The sequence below is a fragment of the Bradyrhizobium sp. USDA 4449 genome (assembly GCF_054056275.1).
Map to the genome: position 1 here is coordinate 543,280 of NZ_JBSRYD010000001.1, position 18,135 is coordinate 561,414.

Genomic DNA, 18,135 nt, shown 5'->3' on the forward strand with positions numbered 1-18,135 from the left:
ACTGATGAGAGGCCAGACCCAAACGGCTCGGCTCGGCCAAGAACTTGCCGAAGCGATTTTCTACGCGCCGCCACGGGTGATCGCATCTACAGGGGAACCTTTGGTTCTCTTGTACGTTTTCAGAGCCCGTGCCGCGCGTCTGCGGTCCAACGCTCACCTTAGGACTTCGATGCTGGCGGTCGCTCCACCGAACCACGCTGTTTGCGTGCAAGAGTTACCTGCGTCCGGCCTGCGGGAAAAGCTCAGGTTCGCCACCGCTGGCGCGCATCGCGACATCGATGCGCGCTTTGGCGCCTTTGATCTGACTAGTATCGACGGTTATCGCCGCTTCCTCGAAGCCAGCGCCGCGGCGTTGCTGCCGCTGGAGACCGCGCTGGAGCGGGCCGGTGTCGCGGACATCTTTCCGGATTGGCCACGGCGGTCGCGCGGGAGCGCCATCGCGGAGGATCTCGACCGCATTGGCGGTGAGGCGCATCCTTCGCCCCCGATCGCGCCTTTAGACCGTAACGGGGTGTTCGGCACCATGTATGTGCTCGAAGGCTCGCGGCTCGGTGCCAAATATCTGCTGCGCACCGTCGCCGATTGCGGCGAGCCGGTGGTCGCATCCGCGACGAATTACCTGAAGCACGGCAGTGGTCAGCCCTTATGGCGGACGTTCCTGGGTAAGCTCGAGAGCCAGATGGTCACACCTCAGGACGAGGCTGAAATCATATCGGGAGCGCGGCGGGCGTTCGCGGCTTTCGCAAGCGCGGCGGGGGGCGCATGAACGAGCAGGTCAATCTCACCAATTGCGATCGCGAACCGATCCACGTCCCCGGCAGCGTGCAACCGTTCGGATTCCTGCTGACACTGTCGTCGGATTTCACCATCTGCATGGCATCGGAGAACGCGGGCCATTTCCTCGGCACCGAGACATCCGCGCTGCTACAGCGTTCGATCAAAGACGTCTTCTCCGGAGCGGCGTTGGCGGCAATCCGCAGCCGCGTCGACTATCTGAGTGGACCGGACGCCGTCGAGCGCATCTTCAGTCTGCAGCTGCAGGCTGGAATGCCACTGTTCGACCTCGCGATCCATTTCTCAGGCGCTTACCTTATCGTCGAGGCCGAGCCGAGCGTGGTTGAGCCCGGCGCCAATTCCGCCGATCTCGTCCGCCTAATGCTCGGCAGACTGCGGAAGACCAGGGGCTTGACCGAACTCGCGCAGGAATCGGCGCGCCAGCTCAAGGTGCTCACCGGCTTCGACCGCGTTATGGTATATCGCTTTGCCGACGACGGCTCGGGCGAGGTGATCGCGGAGGCCGCAGCCTCCGGCCTCGAGCCGTTCCTCGGGCTTCATTATCCAGCTTCTGACATCCCGCGGCAGGCCCGAATCCTCTACACCCGCAACTGGCTCCGTATTATCGCGGACGTCGACGCCGGGCCCGCGACGATCCGGACGACCTCAACACACACCGCCGCGCTGCTCGATCTTTCGATGAGCGTGCTGCGGTCGGTGTCCCCAATCCACATCGAATATCTGCGCAATATGGGTGTCGCAGCGTCGATGTCCATCTCGATCCTGCGCGACGGCAAGCTGTGGGGCTTGTTCGCCTGCCATCATTATTCACCCCGCCACATATCCTTCGAGAAGCGCACTGCCTCCGAGCTGTTCGGCCAAATGTTTTCCTGGATATTGGAAGGGCGCGAGCGCGAAGACGACATGGCCTACGAAACTCACGCGCACCAGATCCAGGAGCGGCTAATGGAGGTTGCCGCTTCGCAGGCTCACTCCTCGCGTGCGATCATCGAATTCGTTTCCGAATATCGCAAGATGATTGCCTGCGATGGCATTGCGGTTTGGTCGGAGGGCCAGCTCACGCTGCAAGGTGATACGCCGAATGAAGCCGAGGTTAAGGACCTGATCGGCTTCATCAATCGCACCTCGCCGGGACGTATCACCGCCAGCGCTGAAATCGGCAAGGTCTATGCCGCGGGCCGATCATTCCGCGACCGGGCCGCCGGCTTTCTTGCTGTTCCGATCTCGCGGGCGCCGCGGGACTGCCTGATCTTCTTCCGGCGCGAGGTGCTGCGCTCGGTAAACTGGGCCGGCGATCCCCACAAGTCGTATGCGCAGGGTCCGCTCGGTGATCGGCTGACCCCGCGCAAGAGCTTCGAGCTGTGGCAGGAGACGGTGGCAGGACAGTCCAGACCCTGGACCACGGCCGACCTCCGCATCGCCGAAAGCCTGCGCGTGACTCTGCTCGAAGTCATCCTTCAGCTCTCCGATCTCGCAGCGCGCGAGCGACGTAACGCGCAGGAGCGCCAGGAGCTTATGATTGCGGAGCTCAACCATCGCGTGCGCAACATCCTGAGTCTGGTGCGCAGCCTGGTAGCGCAGAGCAAGGACAACACGGCCTCCATCGAGGAATTCGCGACGGTGCTCGGAGGTCGTATCCAGGCTCTGGCGCGCGCCCACGACCAAATCACCAGCCTCAACTGGGCTCCGGTGGCGCTGAAGTCACTGGTGGAGTCCGAAGCCGGCGCTTATCTCGGCGCGCGGGCCGACCGCATCAAGCTTGACGGCCCCAACGTCGCGCTCGATCCGAAGGCGTTCGCCACACTGGCGCTGGTGGTGCACGAAATGATGACCAACTCGGCGAAATACGGCGCGCTGGCCGACTCGACCGGCCAGGTCGAGGTCGTCTGGACACTGGACCGCAGCTCCAGCCTGGTAATCGAATGGAAAGAGAGCGGCGGGCCGCCGGTGCAACCGCCATCGCGGCGCGGCTTCGGCACCACCATCATCGAGCGTTCCGTGCCATTCGACCTCAAGGGCGATGCCGAGATTCGTTTCGACCTACTTGGCGTGCAGGCACGCTTCGTCATTCCCGCCAACTACGTGCAGTTCATCCCGGCGCTCTCAGGCGCACCCTCGCGCCTGCAAGCGGAGGAAAAGGCCACGCCACGGATTTCTGAAACCGCGCTGGTCGTCGAGGACAATCTGATCATCGCGATGGCGGCCGAGGTGATCCTGCTCGATCTCGGCGCGCGTCACGTCGAGACGGCCGCTTCCGTGAATCAGGCGATGCAGGTGATCGGGCGGACGAGGCCAAGCTTCGCTCTGCTCGATATCAATCTCGGCGGCGAGAGCAGCATGCCGGTCGCCAGGAAGCTGAAAGAACTGCGAGTGCCTTTCGTCTTTGCCACCGGCTACGGCGAGCGCGCGCCAGTTCCGGAGGAGCTTGCGGATGCTCCGGTGATTCAGAAGCCGTACACGCGGGAGACCGTTGAGGCGTCACTCGCAAAGCTCCGGTGACCTGAAAGTCGTCCGAGCGGCAAGAACGCGGCCGTGCTGAGCTGAGGATTTGCTCTATGAACCGAACTATCCTCTGTCTCTTTCCCTCTTCGGCAGGTTTTGGAGGGCCGCAACGAGAGATGGCGAATTTCGAGCAATTGTCGCGATGCTGCAGTCAAACAGGACTCGCCTCGGAGATGATTTGGATGCATTCTTCCCGTCACCATGTCCCGCGACGGTCATCTCTTTTCCGAGTGTTGAGGGCATATGGCTGACTGCATGTCCGGAAGAGCCGACTTAACCGGTCAATTCAACTTCCTGAACGGCGGTGGCACCGTGGGGGCGCTTATGCGCGCTCACGATTGGTCGAATTCACCACTGGGTCACCCCGGCGGCTGGCCGCAGTCCCTGCGGTCAGTAGTCGGTCTTTTGCTCAATTCCAAGTTTCCCATGTTCGTAGCTTGGGGCGCAGAGCTTGGTTTTCTCTATAATGACGCATATGCGGAAATACTTGGTGCTAAGCACCCGCGCGCACTTGGCGAACGCTTCTTCGACATCTGGTCGGAAATCTGGCCTGACATTTCGCCCCTAATCGACGCCGCCATGGCGGGTGAAGCGACATACCGCGAGAACCTGCCGCTGACAATGAACAGGAACGGTCACAACGAGGACACTTGGTTTACCTTTTCTTACTCGCCGGTCCGCGATGAGAGAGGTCACGTCGCGGGGATGTTCTGCGCCGTCGCCGAGACGACCGGCCAGGTCTTGGCAGCGCGTCGGCGGGATGCGCTTTTGCAACTCGATGAGCGTCTTCGCAACGTCGCGGACACCGCAGACATCTCGTTTACCGCGTCTGAACTGCTGGGCAAGGTCTTAGGGGCTTCGCGAGTGGGGTATGGTGCGATTGATCACGAGGCCGGAACTACTTTTGTTGAAAGGAATTGGTTCGCCCCTGGATACGATAATCTTGCCGGACTTCATCATTTTTCAGATTACGGGTCTTATATCGACGACCTACGGCAGGGCCGCGTCGTTACGAACGTTGATGTCGAGAAAGATCCGCGCACTGCCGTGAATGCCGGTGCATTTCGAGCGCTTGGAATTAGAGCACACCTGGATTTACCCATCACGGAGAATGAGCGAACCGTCGGCCAAATGTTTGTCCATTCGCCGGTACCGCGCGTTTGGAGCGTCGAGGAAGTTACTCTCGTTCGCGACTTTGCAGAGCGCACGCACGCCGCGATAGCCAGGCGCGCAGCAGAGCATGAGCTAAGACTGAGCGAGGGCCGCTTGCGGCAGTTGAACGAAACACTGGCAGCTCAGGTTGCGGCCCGTTCGGCAGAGCGCGACCGCCTCTGGAATCTCTCTCAGGACATGCTCGCGCGCGCCGACTACGCCGGCATGATGTCTGCGGTGAGCCCTGCTTGGACGCAAATACTGGGATGGAGCGAAGCGGAGCTCCTTGCACGTGGCTACTCGACTTTCATGCATCCAGATGACCGGCAATCTACGCTGGCCGCGATTGCTCGGATGGCCAAGACGCGTCAGCCGAGCCGGTTCGAAAATCGTATCGCAACCGTGCAAGGCGGCTGGAAGCATATTGAGTGGACTGTCGCGCCGGAGGCAGACGGTGAAAACTTCATCGCAGTTGGTCGCGATCTCAGCGTCACTAAATCCCGCGAAGCTGAACTCGAAGTTGCCCGAGAAGCATTACGTCAAAGCCAGAAGATGGAGGCGATGGGGCAGCTCACCGGAGGCGTTGCCCACGATTTTAATAATCTGCTTACGCCGATCGTCGGCGCGCTCGATATGCTGCAGCGCCGCGAGGTAGGTGGTGATCGTGAAAAGCGCCTGATCGCCGGTGCCGCGCAATCGGCGGAGCGAGCGAAGGTGCTTGTCCAGCGGCTGCTCGCCTTTGCTCGGCGTCAGCCGCTCCAACCGGTTGCGGTTGACGTCTCCAAGCTGGTTGAAAACATGGCTGAGCTCATGTCGAGCACGACGGGGCCACAGATCAAAGTCGTAGTCGACGTAAAAGATAACCTGCCGCCGGCCAAGGCGGACCAGAACCAGCTGGAAATGGCTCTTCTAAATCTGGCAGTGAATGCTCGCGACGCTATGCCGAATGGAGGCACGCTGCGGATAGCCGCGTCAGCAGATACTCAGTTGGAGGCAGACCGGAAGGTACCGCCCGGCGAATACGTTCGAATTTCCGTGGCTGACACTGGGGTCGGAATGGACGAGGCAACGCTCGCTCGAGCGGTCGAACCGTTCTTCTCTACCAAGGGCCTAGGGAAGGGCACTGGCTTGGGCCTCAGCATGGTCCACGGTCTAGCTTCCCAGCTCGGCGGTGCATTGATAGTCAACAGCAAGCTGGGTCTCGGTACCAACATCGAGCTTTGGCTGCCTCAAACCGAGGCTGTCCCGGACCTACCCAATATCTCACGCGATGGCCACTCGGTGCGAGGCCGCGGTACTGCGTTGTTGGTAGATGATGAGGAGTTCGTTCGCTTAAGCACGGCGGATATGCTAGTCGACCTCGGCTATCGCGTCATAGAGGTGACGTCAGCCGAACAGGCACTCGAAGTGGTGAGAGATAAAACTCCCATCGACTTGATCGTGACGGATCATCTCATGTCTGGCATGAGCGGCGCTGAGTTGGCGCGCACAATTCGCGCGATCTCTCCTGACATTCCGGTCTTGATTATTTCAGGTTATTCAGAGGTAGAAGGCATAGCCTCGGACCTGCCCAGGCTGACGAAGCCATTTCGAAAAGACGAACTGATGACCTGCCTTGCAGCTCTGGCACCAAGTGCGATCAACGGCGCCAGCGCATAACGCCCAAGACGCAAACACCTTTTCGAGAAGTATCTTTGCTGCTCGACTACGGCCTTGGCCTTAGCACGCGTTGGAACGGCTCACGCGACCGAATGAGCACACGTTTCGATATGCGAACGACTTGGATCCTGCCTGTCGTGGCCCCTTGTCGTAGGCCACGCCTGTTGCGCCAGGCAGCCACCTCCTCTTCCAAGCTCAAGGCCACAGAGGTCCCCTCGCCATCGTGGTCGGTCGCCGACTGCATCTCGTGTTTCTCCTCTTGATGCTGCGGACATAACCACGTGAGACGGTAGATGTTCCGCTTTGAGGAACAATGGGCGGGTGGCTGCAATTCTCCGTCGGAAGGAGCATACGATGAGCGTGAAACGGTTGATTGAGAGGCTTGGCCCGTACCCTTCGCTGGTCTTGCTCGCGCTGCCGGCCGCGACCGTCGAACCCTTGAAGCTCGTGGCGGTAGCCGTGGCAGGAGAAGGCCATTGGATCACCGGCACCGCCATGGTTGTGGGGTGCTACGCGGTCAGCATTCTGCTCGTGGAGCGGCTTTTCGTCGTGGTAAAGCCGAAGCTGCTCATGATTCCTTGGTTCGCAAGAATATGGAAAGCGTTTGTTTCGGTCCGGGCGCTTGTAGTCAAAACATTCTCTGCCGGCCGAACCAATGCGACAGCTCGGACTCCGCCGTCTGCTTTGGAATGAGCTGGACATTCCCGATGATCTCCCGCGACTTGCCGAGGCAAGCTCGCGTCGTAGAGCCGCAACGCGAAAATGATCGGCCATTGGCATCTGGAGCTGGCGCGGGTCGTGGGAAGGCGTCACAGCGCTTTGCCATCTCTTTGCTATCCCAATCTCCCGCTGCAATCTCACGAGACCCGTTGACCCAGATCAAGCGCCAACCAGCCCCGATGCAGCCAGTGTGCTCGGGGGCGCAGTTTCAGGAGCTTGCAATGACGAAAACGACAGCCATCGCAGCACTCGTCCTGTTGATGACAACCTCCCCTCTCGTCCGCGCCGCAGAGACGTCACAGACGGCGGGAACACAGGCGCCCTCCGCAGCCGACTTGAAGAGTTTGACAGATATGCGCGTCGGCATCATCAAGGCTGCTCTCCAATTGACGGCCGATCAGGAAAAATATTGGCCGGCAGTCGAGGACGCAATCCGCAACAGAGCGACAAACCGGCAGGCGCGATTGCAGCGGATCGTCGAGCTGCATGACGAAGCCGTCGACCCCCTCAAGGACAGCAATCCAGTCGAGCTCATGCAACGCAGAGCGGAGCGCCTCATCCAGCGTGGCGACGATCTCAAGAAGCTCGCTGCTGCCTGGGAGCCTCTCTACAAAACCTTGAGTGAAGATCAGAAGAGACGGATGTCTTTTGCGTCATACGTCGTCATGCGCGGAATGCGCGATGTCATCCAGCACAGTCTCGAGCCTGAAGACGAAGACGACTAGTCGCCGGCTGAGGTCCTACTCCAGATCGGAACTTCGCCGACAGAGTTCCTGCGTTCATGAATCGCGCGCGTTCGCCTCCTCCTTCGCGCGCATTCTTTGATCTACGTCAAACGCAACCGGCACTCGGCGATCTCGTGTGTAGCGAGGGAGGCCAGCGCATGCAGTTCGTAAGGAAGATGGTCGTCATGGGAGCGATCCTTGCATCGCTCGGCATCGGCTTGCCCGCATTGGCGCAAACTGCGGATCAAACACCTCAGGCGACGAGTTCATCCCCTGCGCCGGTTCCCGACCAGGGAACACTCAAGCCGGCGGAGCTTGAAGGATTGGTTGCTCCGATCGCTCTATATCCGGACACGCTGCTGTCAAACGTGCTCATGGCATCCACCTATCCGCTTGAGGTGGTGCACGCAGCGCGCTGGCTGAACCAAAACAAGGACCTGAAGGGGGATGCCCTGAAGGCTGGGGCTGAGAAGCAGGAATGGGATGCGAGCGTCAAGGCTCTGATCGCTACAGCCTCGGTCCTGCAAATGATGAACGAGCATCTCGAATGGACGCAGAAGCTCGGCGAGGCGTTCTTGGCGCAGCAGCAAGACGTCATGGATGCAGTGCAACGGCTGCGCTCGAAGGCTTACGACCGAAAGAAGCTGGTGACGACGAATGAGCAGAAGGTCACCGTCAGAGAGGACCAGAACAGGCAGTTCATCTATATCGAGCCGGCTGCTCCTGACAGCATTTACGTGCCCTACTACGAACCCCAGGTGGTGTTCGGCGATTGGCCTTATTCCGACTATCCGGCATACCCCTATTATTGGGGTTACCCCGGCTACATCGGAGCCGGCCTGATCGCAACCGGCGTGGCGTTCAGCGCCGCTTACGCACTCGGACGATGGGCAACGGGCGGTTATTGGGGAAGCGGCGGATGGTGGGGCGGCAGTCGCGTCAATTGGGGCGGCGGAGCGATCGACATCAACCGCGGGGCGCATGTCGAGCACTGGCGCCACGACACAAGGCACCGCCAAGGTGCACGCTACAACAACTCGAACCTTCAGCAGAGATTCGGCAACGCCAATCGCCCCCAAGGCGGTCGGCAAGGATTGGGAAATGCCGCCAATCGTCCGAATGCAGGCAACCGCGCGCAGCGAGGGGAGCGCTCGCAACGAGCAGACCGCAGCCGTCCGGCAAACCGGCAGGCGGGAGCCAACAGAAATGCTGGCAATCGACAGGCCCGCAATCGCTCCACCGCCGGCAGACACGCGCGCTCCGGGAATCGTGTTGCGCATCGCGGCGGGTCGCGGGCTGGCCATTTCAGGCCGGCCGCCGGCCGGGGTGGTGCAGCGAGGTTCGCGGGAGGCGGACACCGGGCAGCAGCATTCCGGAGTGCCGGTGGCGGCCGGAGTTTTCACGGAGGCGGCGGAGGGTTCCGTGGCGGCGGAGGCCGAGGTGGCGGCGGACGTGGCGGCGGGCGCCGGTCGGACATCAACTTGAAGCACGACGTCGTGCTTCTCGGTCGGCTCGACAACGGTATCGGCTACTACCGCTTTGCGTACAACGGCAGCGATAAAGCCTATGTCGGAGTGATCGCGCAGGAAGTGCAGGAAGTCAGACCGGATGCAGTGACGCGCGGCAATGACGGCTATCTCCGCGTCCATTATGAGCGGCTCGGCCTCCCGTTCAGGTCGTATGAGAGTTGGGCCCGCGGTGGAGGCGTTATACCACGGTCATCCGACGGCTCACCACCAGGAGGGGGAAGCCATCCGTAGGCATCGAGATGTGAGACCGGCCCGGCACATGCGCTGTGATCGCGGGCCGATCAACAGCGAAGGTGACGTCACGACCGGGGCGGACTGCTGCCGATTGATCATTATTTGGCTCCCGAGGTACCCCTCGGGCGCCCTGTGGCTCACAAGCACCGACCACCAGTAGCGGGAATTCTGGATGTCCTCTCAAAATGAAGTCGCCGCGAACGCTCCTGACTTCGCGGCGTCCTCATCCGTCTGGGCGCCATTCGCCAGCCGCGCTTTCGTCTGGCTGTGGCTCGCCAACGCGGTGTCGGCGCTAGGCACCTGGATCCAGAATGCCGCCAGCGCGTGGATCATGACGGATCTGGCGCCGAGCCCAATGATGGTCAGCTTGGTGCAGACGGCGGCGCAACTGCCTGTGCTGCTTCTCGCCCTGCCCGCCGGAGCCATTGCCGATTTGATGGACCGCAAGCGCCTGCTGATCGTTACGAACATCTCGATGTTGGCAGCCTCTGCTATCCTCGCGATCGTCGCGGCCATCGGACACGTGGATCCCGCAACGCTGTTGGTGCTGACCGTCCTGCTCGCCATAGGCGCCGCGTTGAATAGCCCGGCATGGGCAGCATCCGTACCTCTGACTGTGCCGCGCCGGTCACTGGCGCAGGCACTCGTTCTGAACTCCGTCGGGTTCAATATCGCTCGGGCCATCGGGCCTGCGCTGGGCGGCTTAATATTGGCAATTTGGGGCGCAGCTGCGGCGTTCTCAGCGAACGCGGCCTCCTTCGCATTCGTTGCTCTGGTGGTCGGCGTCTTTCTGACGTTCCCGCGAACGCAGACGGCGAACAACGTGCCGCCGGAGCCGTTCGGATCGGCAATGCGGATTGGCTTCACCTATGCCCTAGCTGAGCCGGTGGTGCGCAGCACGCTCGTCCGCTCGGCGGCATTCTTCGGCTGCGCGAGTGCGATCTGGGCCTTGCTGCCATTGTATGTGCGTGAGGTGCTTGGGCTCTCATCTGCATCTTTCGGCCTGATGATGGGCCTCATCGGGATCGGTGCGGTGTTGGGCGGCCTGATGATGCCGGCACTGAACAGGTTATTTCTACGCAACAACCTGATCCTTCTGGCCGGCACCCTTTGCGGCCTGGCATTGGTGCCTCTTGCCGTCGTTCCCAGTGCTGCGACCGCATATGCAGCCCTGTTCATGTTCGGCTTGGGCTGGATTATCGGCGCCTCTAACCTGCAGGCGACCGTTCAACTGGCGGCGGCACCCTGGGTGCGTGCCCGAGCGCTGGCGTTGTACCAGGCGGTCTTCAATGGTGGCATGGGCCTGGGCGCAATCTTTTGGGGTTGGCTGGGCGATCGTGTCGGCCTGACAGAAACGATCCTGACGGCGGGGCTTGCAGGCTGTGCGATTGCGCTTGCAACACGCGCGATACATCTCCCGGCTGAGATCAACGATCCGTCAGCGTCTGCCATAACCAATCCGCCCGCCTTGTCGATCGCCGAAGAGATGGCGCCGCTTCTGTATAGCTCCCGGCACCGACTGCGGGCCGCGGTGAGCTACCAAATCGCCCCCTCTGACGTCCCGGCATTCCGAACCGCCATGATGGGCGTTCGGCTATCTCGCTATCGCGATGGCGCGGTCGGCTGGGCCTTGTCCCGGGACGTCAGCGACCCCTTGCATTGGGTGGAGACATTTATCATCCGCGACTGGCATGAACTGCAAAGGGGAATAGGTCGCCTCAATCTGGCAGATAGTGAAGCGGTCATTCGTGCGCGCTCATATCATGTTGGGACGGAGCCGCCTCGTGTGACGCTCTTGCTGCAAGAATGACCTCACCGGCGCGACAAAACCAGCGCGAGATCGACGGACAGACACTTCGAAGCTTCGAGCCGCAAGACAGCACCAATAGCCGATCCAGGCGACAAGGGCTTAGCACGATTGTCTCAAGCGCGCTCGAACGTCGCGCAGATCAGGCAAGTCGAGAAATTTCAGGGATTTGTCGGGAATGTGGTAGCGGGGGAGCGCTACCGCCTTTCCACACACCAACTAAACTTACGATACGTTATCCAATCCTTTGCCTAAAGCGGGATGGCTTTAGTCTGAATCGATTTGGGATTCCCAAATCAGTTTGTTTCTGATTCACCATGCTGGCTGGATAGGAGGCCAGCATGGATGGGCAAGCCTTACTCTCTGGATCTCCGTAAACGTGTCGTAGCCGCGATCGAGGGCGGGATGTCGCGCAATCGAGCCGCCAAGCAGTTTGGGGTGGCGATCAGCACGGCCATCGGCTGGATGCAGCGGGTCGAGAAGACCGGCAGCGTTGAGCCCAGCCAGATCGGCGGCTACAAGCCGAAGGCAATTTCGGGCAAGCACGCGGTCTGGCTGTCACAACGGATCAAGGATGGCGATTTCACCATACGCGGTCTCGTTGCCGAGCTTGCCGGACGTGGCCTGAAGGTCGACTACCACTCGGTGTGGGACTTCGTACATGCCGAGAAGCTCAGCTTCAAAAAAACCATCTCGGACCGTGTCCGCCTGTGGGCATAGAAACGGCTGAGGTCTATGCTCTTGACGGAAGGGAGCGGCCGACAGCTTTTTGGTGGCAATTACCCCGCAAAAAAACATGGTCCACGGGCTGTTGCGCACGTGAGAGTGGTGACGCCGTCAGGCGATCCCGTTTAGGAAATTGATCATAAGCGCGGCCCAGCCCTTCCGTTTCTCAAGGGAGGATTGGCAATGGGTGGATACAAATCGAAGAGCAAGGGCCGCGAGTCGATGTCGGCGGTTCATCCAAATGCGGCAGCGATCGACGTCGGTGCCACGATGCACATGGCCGCCGTGAATGCAGATCGCACGCCTGAGCCGGTGCGCAGCTTCGGTACTTTCACAACCGATCTGCATCGGCTGGTTGACTGGTTTGCAGAGTGCGGCGTCGACACGGTCGTCATGGAGTCGACCAGTGTCTATTGGATCCCGATCTTTGAGCTCCTCGACGCTCGTGGCTTTGCAGTGTTCCTTGTCAATGCGCGCGACGCCAAACACGTGCCCGGTCGCAAGACCGACGTCAGTGATGCGCAGTGGCTGCAGCGGCTTCACACCATCTTGCAGCGACCTCGAAGCTGCCGTTCTTCAGGCTCGGCTCCACCCTTTGCGCACGAAAGTCAAAGCTGCTGGATTTCATTGCGGCTCAGGAAAACCGAGCAGCAAGGCTAGACTAAGCACCACACTAGCGTCGTTTACGTCCGGTTTTGGTACTTGATGAACAGATCAGTGAGCTGCTGCTGGCGCTTGAGCTTTACCTGATCGAGCGGCAAATCCAGGAAACTATGGACCTCGCCCAAGTTATTGAATTTTTCCCCATGATTGAGGAAGAAGAAAAGGGCCTGGCTCGCCAGAGTTTCTGCTTGGATGAGGATTGCGTTGGCTTCCTTGTTGATCTGGCTACCGTTGAGCGTTAATCAAGCGATCGCGTTGAGCTTAGCAGTGGCTGCGCCAAGTTCCGCAGATAGCGCGTCATAGATCTAGTCAAGGATTTTGCCGTAACCCGGCGTTTCTTCCCCCGGTTGAATGCCGAAACGCTTTAGTTGTTTCTGAAGAGCTTGGTTATCTGCGCTGTTCGAAATGAGATTAGCGAGCTGTGACGCATTCAACAACCTTACGTAACGAGTGGGAAAGTTCGGAGAGGATGCCGCTTCCCAATCATTACAAGGATTCCCGGCGCCACTCTCCCGTAAACCCGGCCTATGCCGAGCGAGACCGCCCCTCAGCTTCCGTTGATCGAGCGCATAGAACGCGCGCTGGTGCTGCTCGCCTACTTCATCGAACAGGACGGTGATTTCTGGCTCACCATGTACGAGAAGTTCGAAGCCGAGTTTCAGGAATTGAAGGCCAGGGAAGATACCAAGGCACGCGCTCAGTGTCGGCTGTTGGCCTACAGCGAAGCGGGCGCCTTGAGGGCGATCCGCTGAAGATATTTGAGCTTCAACTTAAGCGACGGCTTCAGCCGCAATCAGCCGGTCCTTGAAGCTATGCCGCAGCGAATAAAACGTATGTACCTTGGTCGGTCGCAGTCCATTCTCTTGAAGGTACTTGTTCAACGCCGCGGAAAGGTTGGAAGACTTGTCACGATAGCGCGGGAAACCCTGGCAGTCGAACATCCTCGTTCAAGCGATCCAGGGCGCCCTTCGCAAGCAGACGCTTTTGGATGAAATCTGTTTCATAAGGCACCCGCGGCCTTTCGACCTCGCCCTTCAGCCGGAGCCACTTGAAAATGTCAGGCAGGTTGAGCCGCCGCCGAATGCTGACGTCCTTCAGCATCCGGTTGAGCTGACCAATATCCTTATTGGCCGTCTTGGGCTCGGCCTCTCCCGCAATGATGCGGCCCCGCCACCATTCGCAGTAATTGATGCCGTCATCTTCGGTGATCTCATTGGCCGGCTTGTCTTTGGCAATCTTTACGAACCGCTCGACGGCGCGCGAACGGCCATTGCGCCAAATGCGGAGCTGATCGGGTGAAAGATCCCTCACTTCGTCCCTCGTCATGGCTTCGTATTCGGTAAAGAGATCGGACAGCATGAAGGCAGGCTTCTTTTCAGCCCCGAACAAAGCTGCACGGGCGGCACTATCGCCAGCCACCCCCCTTGGCGACGAGAGCCTCCAGGCGCTGTAAGCGAGCCTCCGGCGGCTGGCGTAGCAGTTCTTCATGTTCGATGTACTCGAACCCCAGTGAGCGCGTACGCTGCCGCACGGTCTCATAGCTGTGGAGCTGCTCGGTCCGATGTCCGTTCGCGAGTCCCTTCCAGAAGATTTCAAGCTGCTCATTGAGCTGCTGTGCAACCCGCACCGCACGACGCCCGGCGCGATCATCGGCGATCTTGATGCGCGTTGAATGCTTGATGATACGGCGACGATCGAGCTTTGCGAACTCAATCGGTAGGCGGCGAACGAACTGCCAGGTGCCATGACGGCGGGTAAGAAGTCGGGCATTAATCGATACGTGTTGGACGAAATGTTGGACGTTTTGTTGGACGTTTCTTGAGAAAACACGTATCAAACGCGATGCGAAAAGGCTATGTATTCCGGTTATGCGACGCAGAGCAAGATGCTTACGTCCGGTGCGATGAAAGGAGCAACGAGAGTTTTTACGCGAAGTGCCAGGAGCGACTGATTTGAGCCAGGCAAGTAACCAGTGGGGCATAGAGTTAAACGGACCTGAAGCAGATAAGAAAGTGTGGCAGATGCTGCTGAAGCCGCGGTTCGATCCGTTCGTTGAAGAGATTAAGGACGAACGAGGCGACTATCTTGTCTTGCGATCCCATGCGTTCGACGGCGTTATAACTGCGCCACAACCCCATGACGTGGCAAAGCGGCTGTTCAGCACACTGAACGTGACAATGTCGAAAAATGCTGACACCGACCCCGTTGTCAACGGCTCGGTGGTCGAGTTTGTCGCGAAGGGCCTGCCCCGTAAACACCACATCCTAGAAGCGGAAGGTGCTACAGTGCGTATACGGGGGGGCATCGCCACGCTGACGGTTACAGACGCCCATGGAAATGTGATCCAGCCGCCACAGGCGCCGTCTAGGGCTCAGCAGTGGATGCGAGCAGCAGCGCTGGAGCCGGAAATCGGCAGTGCCCTGCGCTATTTGGAGGGGAAGCCTGGCTGGCTTGAGCTGTACAAAGCTTACGAGGCCGTCCGAGATTTGCCCAATAGCGGCATATTAAAAGGCGAGATCAAGCGATTTACTCAGACAGCCAACGTTGGAGAAAGACACCATCCCAACCAGAAAACGATGCGCCACAAGCGCCCGATGGAGTTATGGGAGGCACGCGCGTTTATAACCGGTGGGTTTCGGCGGCAATCGACGACGTCCTGGCGAAGAACCCTATGTGAACCGGGACTTTCATGTATTGCTTTATTGATGAAAGCGGAAATACAGGCTTAGAGCTGTTCGATCCGAACCAGCCAACCCTGTACTACGGCCTACTTACGGCTCAGGCAAACCTTGACCTCGTGGCAGAGCCGTTGCTGAAGGATCTGCGCCGTAGTCTAGGCGTAAAGCGAATACATGCGAACGAGCTCGGCGTAGGACGGCTCTCTACAATCGCGGAGAAACTGATCCGCTTCAGTAAGAAGAACGATTTGCGTTTTTCGTTATTGAAGGTCACCAAGCCCGATCATGCCATCATCTGCTTTTTTGACCAGGTTTTCGACTCTGGTATGAACAAAGCTGTTCCGTGGCATCACTACTTTACGCCCCTGCGATACATTCTCGTTTTCAAGGTTGCCCATCTATTTGACGAGAATCTTGCCAAGGATGCCTGGAAGGCCCGCCGGGAACGTAACACGGCTCGTGCTGCGCAGATGCTCACCAAGATCTGCCATGAACTCCTCGCGCGTGTGGACAAGTTGCCCGATGCTCGATCACGAGAGGTTATTTCGGGGGCGCTCAGATGGGCTGCAGAAAATCCACATGAAATCAGCTACGGAGTTGGCAACTACGACAGCGCCTTGCAGATATCGCCCAACCTCATCGCCGGCAAAGCGATGCCGACGGCGCATGCAAGCGATCGCCGGGACACCCCGCCCGTGGACGTTCAGATCGTCACGGCAGGTCTCCTGGCTCGCAGGTCATAGCTTTCTTCCCGTCTTCCCGGCGCGCGAGGCACCAGTGACACTTGTTCGGAAGCAGCTCGCTGCTGACGGTTACGGGGGCAGCGCCGGAATTCCGCGCGGTCTGGCGCAGTTCACCGGCTTCCCTCTTAGCCACTAAATCTTGCGATCCAGCGGAACCGTGACGCCCACATGTGGTGATATTCGCGGACAGTGTCAACGATTCGTTTGAGGCTTCCGCGCAGATTGGCTGTGGAATATGGGAGTTCCGGTCAGCGCTCTGGCCAGACCTAGGCCGACCCGCGATCGAGCCGCGCAAAGATCGTGCTCGTCAGCGCGCCCAACAGACTCCAGAACACCAGGCTTGTCAGCGTCACCGCGACCATGAACTGATGCGACAGCGAGGACGGCACGTTCGTCTCAACCTGCTCCAACTCCGGCGCACCGATCAGATGCGGCAAGAGGAGAAGTATCACACCGGCGATCGCCGCCGGCACTGAACGGCGAAAGGCAATCAGGGCAAGCCCTCCAGCCGTCGCCAGCACGGCTGCGAGCCACCAGATTTGGCGAGACAGCAATGGCGCGGCCGGTACGCCAGGCAATTCCGGGGGCAGGCCGAGCCCAGGCGCGATCGTGAAGACGGCAAAGCCCGCCAATCCCCACAACAGGCCCTCGTGCCAGGAAACACCGCCGCCAGTCGCGCCGCCACGGACGGCGAAGAAGCCGGCCAAGAGCAGCGCGGAGCCGATTGCGGTCAGCACATTGGCCGCGGCCGTATAGGCGTTGCGCTCAAGCCCTTCGCGCGGCTCCCAGGCTTCCCTGCCGTGGTCATGGTCGGCGTGGCTGTGCGTCGAATGGTCATGATCGTCCGCAGCCCCCTGCGTCGCGGTCGCAGCGTCATGCTGGTGCGTCTCCGCGGCCTTCTCGAAGACCTCGGCCTTCAGGATCAAGGGGACGGTGCCGAATTGCTGGGCGACCGTAACAATGAGACCAACGATGAAGCCGGCGACGACCGACGAAAACACGATCGAGCGAAACGTGCTCATGCGGTCCCGGTCAGTGGCAGGGGAAGGCGTTCGAATGGCGCACGTCGTGCGCGGCATTGTGGATGACGTCGATATGGGAGAAGCCCACGACGCCGATGATGAAGACGCCTAGCACCATAGCCATCAGGGCTTGCGAAAGCCGTCCCACCTGCCCGATTGCGACCGGCAGATGCGTTACCTGGGATTGGCTCATTGCAATTCTCCACGTCCGATTTGAGCGTCTTCTATCAGCTTCCGGGCGACGTCGCGACTGGTAAGATGCAGGCCTGCCGGAATGCCCTTGCGGGCAATCTTTGGGGCAGCGGCCGCTCGGAACGCATTCTCAAAGCGCAGGAAGTAGCCAACGCAGTCCTTCGGCGGATCGGCGCCGAGCAGCGTACGAAACGCTCCCCGATGAGCGGCGCAAATCGCGCCGTGTCCCCTGACGCAAAAGACCAAAGACGCGATGTCGTCGCGCCAGTGTGTCTCGTCCTTCATGTCGAGATCGTACGCCCACGCCCGAGCGGGTTGAGCAGGCGGACGATCTCGCAGACGGCAACGAGGCCGACCAGCCATGCGGCGCTGCGCAGCCCGATCCGTGCCACGGTTGCCAATGTAAACGCACCTTGGCCACCCAGGACAGGCGTAGCGGCGAACAAGGTGATCTCGTACGCGGCGTAGGCACAAATGAATGCAAACGCCAGTACCAGCGCCGTACGGACTTGCGGGAGTGCGCCGAAAGCCAGCGACGATGCCGCAGTTGCGGCCAGCGCCGCGGCGCCGATGACAAAGCCCCAGGCCATCGTGTTTCCGTCCACCGGATAGTGCAGCAAGCCAAATCCGATCGTCTGATTGACCAGCCACGCGCCCGTCAGCACGAGCAGAGCCGGCCCCAGTCGCAACGTCGCGGCGGCGATGATGGCAAATGCAGCAAACGGCGTCGCACAGGCGAACACGAAGCTCGCAAGTGCGCACGACACCGTCAGTAATCCAAAACAAAACATGGTGGCGTAACGCTGCTCAACCGGATTCAGACGGAAGCGGTCGGCATCAGGCGACAGAAGTTTGAAAACCATCAGCGAAGTCTCCTTTTATGCAATTTTACCTGCATTTGCCGTCGCGGGACAGCATCTTGGCGGTCAATGAGGGGCTTCCATGGGGTTTTCGGGTTCAAAAAGGTCGGTCCGATCGTACGAGCCAC

General features: G+C 60.0%; 17 protein-coding genes, 2 pseudogenes and 1 riboswitch. Of the genes and pseudogenes, 13 read left to right on the top strand and 6 right to left on the bottom strand.

From position 1 onward, the window contains the following. The first annotated feature begins 169 nt into the window (after positions 1 to 169). The 11 genes and pseudogenes from ACVIIW_RS02560 to ACVIIW_RS02610 all read left to right on the top strand — a co-directional run bounded on the left by ACVIIW_RS02560 (position 170) and on the right by ACVIIW_RS02610 (position 13,264). A complete protein-coding gene (locus ACVIIW_RS02560; protein ID WP_456699302.1) occupies positions 170 to 766 on the top strand; it encodes a biliverdin-producing heme oxygenase in 597 nt (198 codons plus the stop codon). After that, entirely contained in the window at positions 763 to 3,294 is a 2,532-nt protein-coding gene (locus ACVIIW_RS02565) for an HWE histidine kinase domain-containing protein (protein ID WP_456699303.1), read from the top strand. The genes ACVIIW_RS02560 and ACVIIW_RS02565 overlap by 4 nt, the downstream gene beginning before the upstream one ends. 246 nt (positions 3,295 to 3,540) lie before the next feature. Further along, on the top strand, positions 3,541 to 6,108 hold the full coding sequence (locus ACVIIW_RS02570; protein WP_456699304.1) for a PAS domain-containing protein: 2,568 nt from the start codon (positions 3,541 to 3,543) through the stop codon (positions 6,106 to 6,108). Positions 6,109 to 6,462: 354 nt separating this feature from the next. Beyond that, on the top strand, positions 6,463 to 6,801 hold the full coding sequence (locus ACVIIW_RS02575) for a hypothetical protein (RefSeq protein ID WP_456699305.1): 339 nt from the start codon (positions 6,463 to 6,465) through the stop codon (positions 6,799 to 6,801). A 176-nt stretch (positions 6,802 to 6,977) separates the two neighbouring features. Continuing rightward, positions 6,978 to 7,553: a Spy/CpxP family protein refolding chaperone gene (locus ACVIIW_RS02580; RefSeq protein ID WP_456699306.1), complete on the top strand. Its 576-nt coding sequence runs from the start codon at positions 6,978 to 6,980 to the stop codon at positions 7,551 to 7,553. A gap of 158 nt (positions 7,554 to 7,711) precedes the next feature. Continuing rightward, positions 7,712 to 9,313 carry a DUF3300 domain-containing protein gene (locus ACVIIW_RS02585; protein ID WP_456699307.1) on the top strand — a complete coding sequence of 534 codons (1,602 nt, stop codon included), beginning with the start codon at positions 7,712 to 7,714 and terminating at the stop codon, positions 9,311 to 9,313. Between the two features lie 175 nt (positions 9,314 to 9,488). Continuing rightward, the gene (locus ACVIIW_RS02590; protein WP_456699308.1) at positions 9,489 to 11,126 is read left to right on the top strand and encodes an MFS transporter; all 1,638 of its coding nucleotides are present in this window, start codon (positions 9,489 to 9,491) and stop codon (positions 11,124 to 11,126) included. 342 nt (positions 11,127 to 11,468) lie between these two features. Then, positions 11,469 to 11,816 (top strand): annotated as a pseudogene (locus ACVIIW_RS02595) (IS630 transposase-related protein); the annotation flags it as partial. 216 nt (positions 11,817 to 12,032) lie between these two features. Next, positions 12,033 to 12,395: pseudogene (locus ACVIIW_RS02600) on the top strand (IS110 family transposase); the annotation flags it as partial. A gap of 149 nt (positions 12,396 to 12,544) precedes the next feature. Then, positions 12,545 to 12,754, top strand: a complete 210-nt coding sequence (locus tag ACVIIW_RS02605) for a hypothetical protein (RefSeq protein ID WP_456699309.1) — start codon at positions 12,545 to 12,547, stop codon at positions 12,752 to 12,754. A gap of 285 nt (positions 12,755 to 13,039) precedes the next feature. Further along, positions 13,040 to 13,264 (top strand): hypothetical protein, encoded by a 225-nt coding sequence (locus ACVIIW_RS02610; protein ID WP_456699310.1) that lies wholly within the window; start codon positions 13,040 to 13,042, stop codon positions 13,262 to 13,264. Positions 13,265 to 13,418: 154 nt separating this feature from the next. Here the strand turns inward: ACVIIW_RS02610 and ACVIIW_RS02615 are convergent, their stop codons facing one another. Further along, complete coding sequence (locus tag ACVIIW_RS02615; protein ID WP_456699311.1) at positions 13,419 to 13,871, bottom strand: hypothetical protein; 453 nt, start codon at positions 13,869 to 13,871, stop codon at positions 13,419 to 13,421. 46 nt (positions 13,872 to 13,917) lie between these two features. After that, positions 13,918 to 14,349, bottom strand: coding sequence for a hypothetical protein (locus tag ACVIIW_RS02620; protein WP_456699312.1), 432 nt, complete (start codon positions 14,347 to 14,349; stop codon positions 13,918 to 13,920). Between the two features lie 115 nt (positions 14,350 to 14,464). Between ACVIIW_RS02620 and ACVIIW_RS02625 the strand changes: the two genes are divergently transcribed. Beyond that, positions 14,465 to 15,241, top strand: coding sequence for a hypothetical protein (locus tag ACVIIW_RS02625; protein ID WP_456699313.1), 777 nt, complete (start codon positions 14,465 to 14,467; stop codon positions 15,239 to 15,241). After that, positions 15,202 to 15,933, top strand: a complete 732-nt coding sequence (locus ACVIIW_RS02630; protein WP_456699314.1) for a DUF3800 domain-containing protein — start codon at positions 15,202 to 15,204, stop codon at positions 15,931 to 15,933. The genes ACVIIW_RS02625 and ACVIIW_RS02630 overlap by 40 nt, the downstream gene beginning before the upstream one ends. After that, positions 15,889 to 16,108, bottom strand: a riboswitch (cobalamin riboswitch). It overlaps the preceding gene by 45 nt. Positions 16,109 to 16,199: 91 nt before the next feature. On the opposite strand, the gene ACVIIW_RS02635 is transcribed toward ACVIIW_RS02630, so the two are convergent. From ACVIIW_RS02635 to ACVIIW_RS02650, 4 genes are read right to left on the bottom strand one after another with little or no spacing between them, the layout of a single operon-like run. After that, positions 16,200 to 16,955, bottom strand: coding sequence for a CbtA family protein (locus tag ACVIIW_RS02635; protein WP_456699315.1), 756 nt, complete (start codon positions 16,953 to 16,955; stop codon positions 16,200 to 16,202). A 10-nt stretch (positions 16,956 to 16,965) separates the two neighbouring features. Then, positions 16,966 to 17,148 (bottom strand): CbtB domain-containing protein, encoded by a 183-nt coding sequence (locus ACVIIW_RS02640; protein WP_456699316.1) that lies wholly within the window; start codon positions 17,146 to 17,148, stop codon positions 16,966 to 16,968. After that, entirely contained in the window at positions 17,145 to 17,432 is a 288-nt protein-coding gene (locus ACVIIW_RS02645) for a hypothetical protein (RefSeq protein WP_456699317.1), read from the bottom strand. Before ACVIIW_RS02645 ends, ACVIIW_RS02640 begins: the two co-directional genes overlap by 4 nt. Further along, a complete protein-coding gene (locus tag ACVIIW_RS02650) occupies positions 17,429 to 18,010 on the bottom strand; it encodes a hypothetical protein (protein ID WP_456699318.1) in 582 nt (193 codons plus the stop codon). Before ACVIIW_RS02650 ends, ACVIIW_RS02645 begins: the two co-directional genes overlap by 4 nt. Positions 18,011 to 18,135 lie beyond the last annotated feature (125 nt).

What these genes read in the sequence shown, in the direction of transcription:
- ACVIIW_RS02560 (WP_456699302.1), top strand. Translation starts at nt 170, where the DNA reads ATGCTGGCGGTCGCTCCACCGAACCACGCTGTTTGCGTGCAAGAGTTA.
- ACVIIW_RS02565 (WP_456699303.1), top strand. Translation starts at nt 763, where the DNA reads ATGAACGAGCAGGTCAATCTCACCAATTGCGATCGCGAACCGATCCAC.
- ACVIIW_RS02570 (WP_456699304.1), top strand. Translation starts at nt 3,541, where the DNA reads ATGGCTGACTGCATGTCCGGAAGAGCCGACTTAACCGGTCAATTCAAC.
- ACVIIW_RS02575 (WP_456699305.1), top strand. Translation starts at nt 6,463, where the DNA reads ATGAGCGTGAAACGGTTGATTGAGAGGCTTGGCCCGTACCCTTCGCTG.
- ACVIIW_RS02585 (WP_456699307.1), top strand. Translation starts at nt 7,712, where the DNA reads ATGCAGTTCGTAAGGAAGATGGTCGTCATGGGAGCGATCCTTGCATCG.
- ACVIIW_RS02590 (WP_456699308.1), top strand. Translation starts at nt 9,489, where the DNA reads ATGTCCTCTCAAAATGAAGTCGCCGCGAACGCTCCTGACTTCGCGGCG.
- ACVIIW_RS02610 (WP_456699310.1), top strand. Translation starts at nt 13,040, where the DNA reads ATGCCGAGCGAGACCGCCCCTCAGCTTCCGTTGATCGAGCGCATAGAA.
- ACVIIW_RS02615 (WP_456699311.1), bottom strand. Translation starts at nt 13,871, where the DNA reads ATGCTGTCCGATCTCTTTACCGAATACGAAGCCATGACGAGGGACGAA.
- ACVIIW_RS02630 (WP_456699314.1), top strand. Translation starts at nt 15,202, where the DNA reads ATGTATTGCTTTATTGATGAAAGCGGAAATACAGGCTTAGAGCTGTTC.
- ACVIIW_RS02635 (WP_456699315.1), bottom strand. Translation starts at nt 16,955, where the DNA reads ATGAGCACGTTTCGCTCGATCGTGTTTTCGTCGGTCGTCGCCGGCTTC.
- ACVIIW_RS02640 (WP_456699316.1), bottom strand. Translation starts at nt 17,148, where the DNA reads ATGAGCCAATCCCAGGTAACGCATCTGCCGGTCGCAATCGGGCAGGTG.
- ACVIIW_RS02645 (WP_456699317.1), bottom strand. Translation starts at nt 17,432, where the DNA reads ATGAAGGACGAGACACACTGGCGCGACGACATCGCGTCTTTGGTCTTT.
- ACVIIW_RS02650 (WP_456699318.1), bottom strand. Translation starts at nt 18,010, where the DNA reads ATGGTTTTCAAACTTCTGTCGCCTGATGCCGACCGCTTCCGTCTGAAT.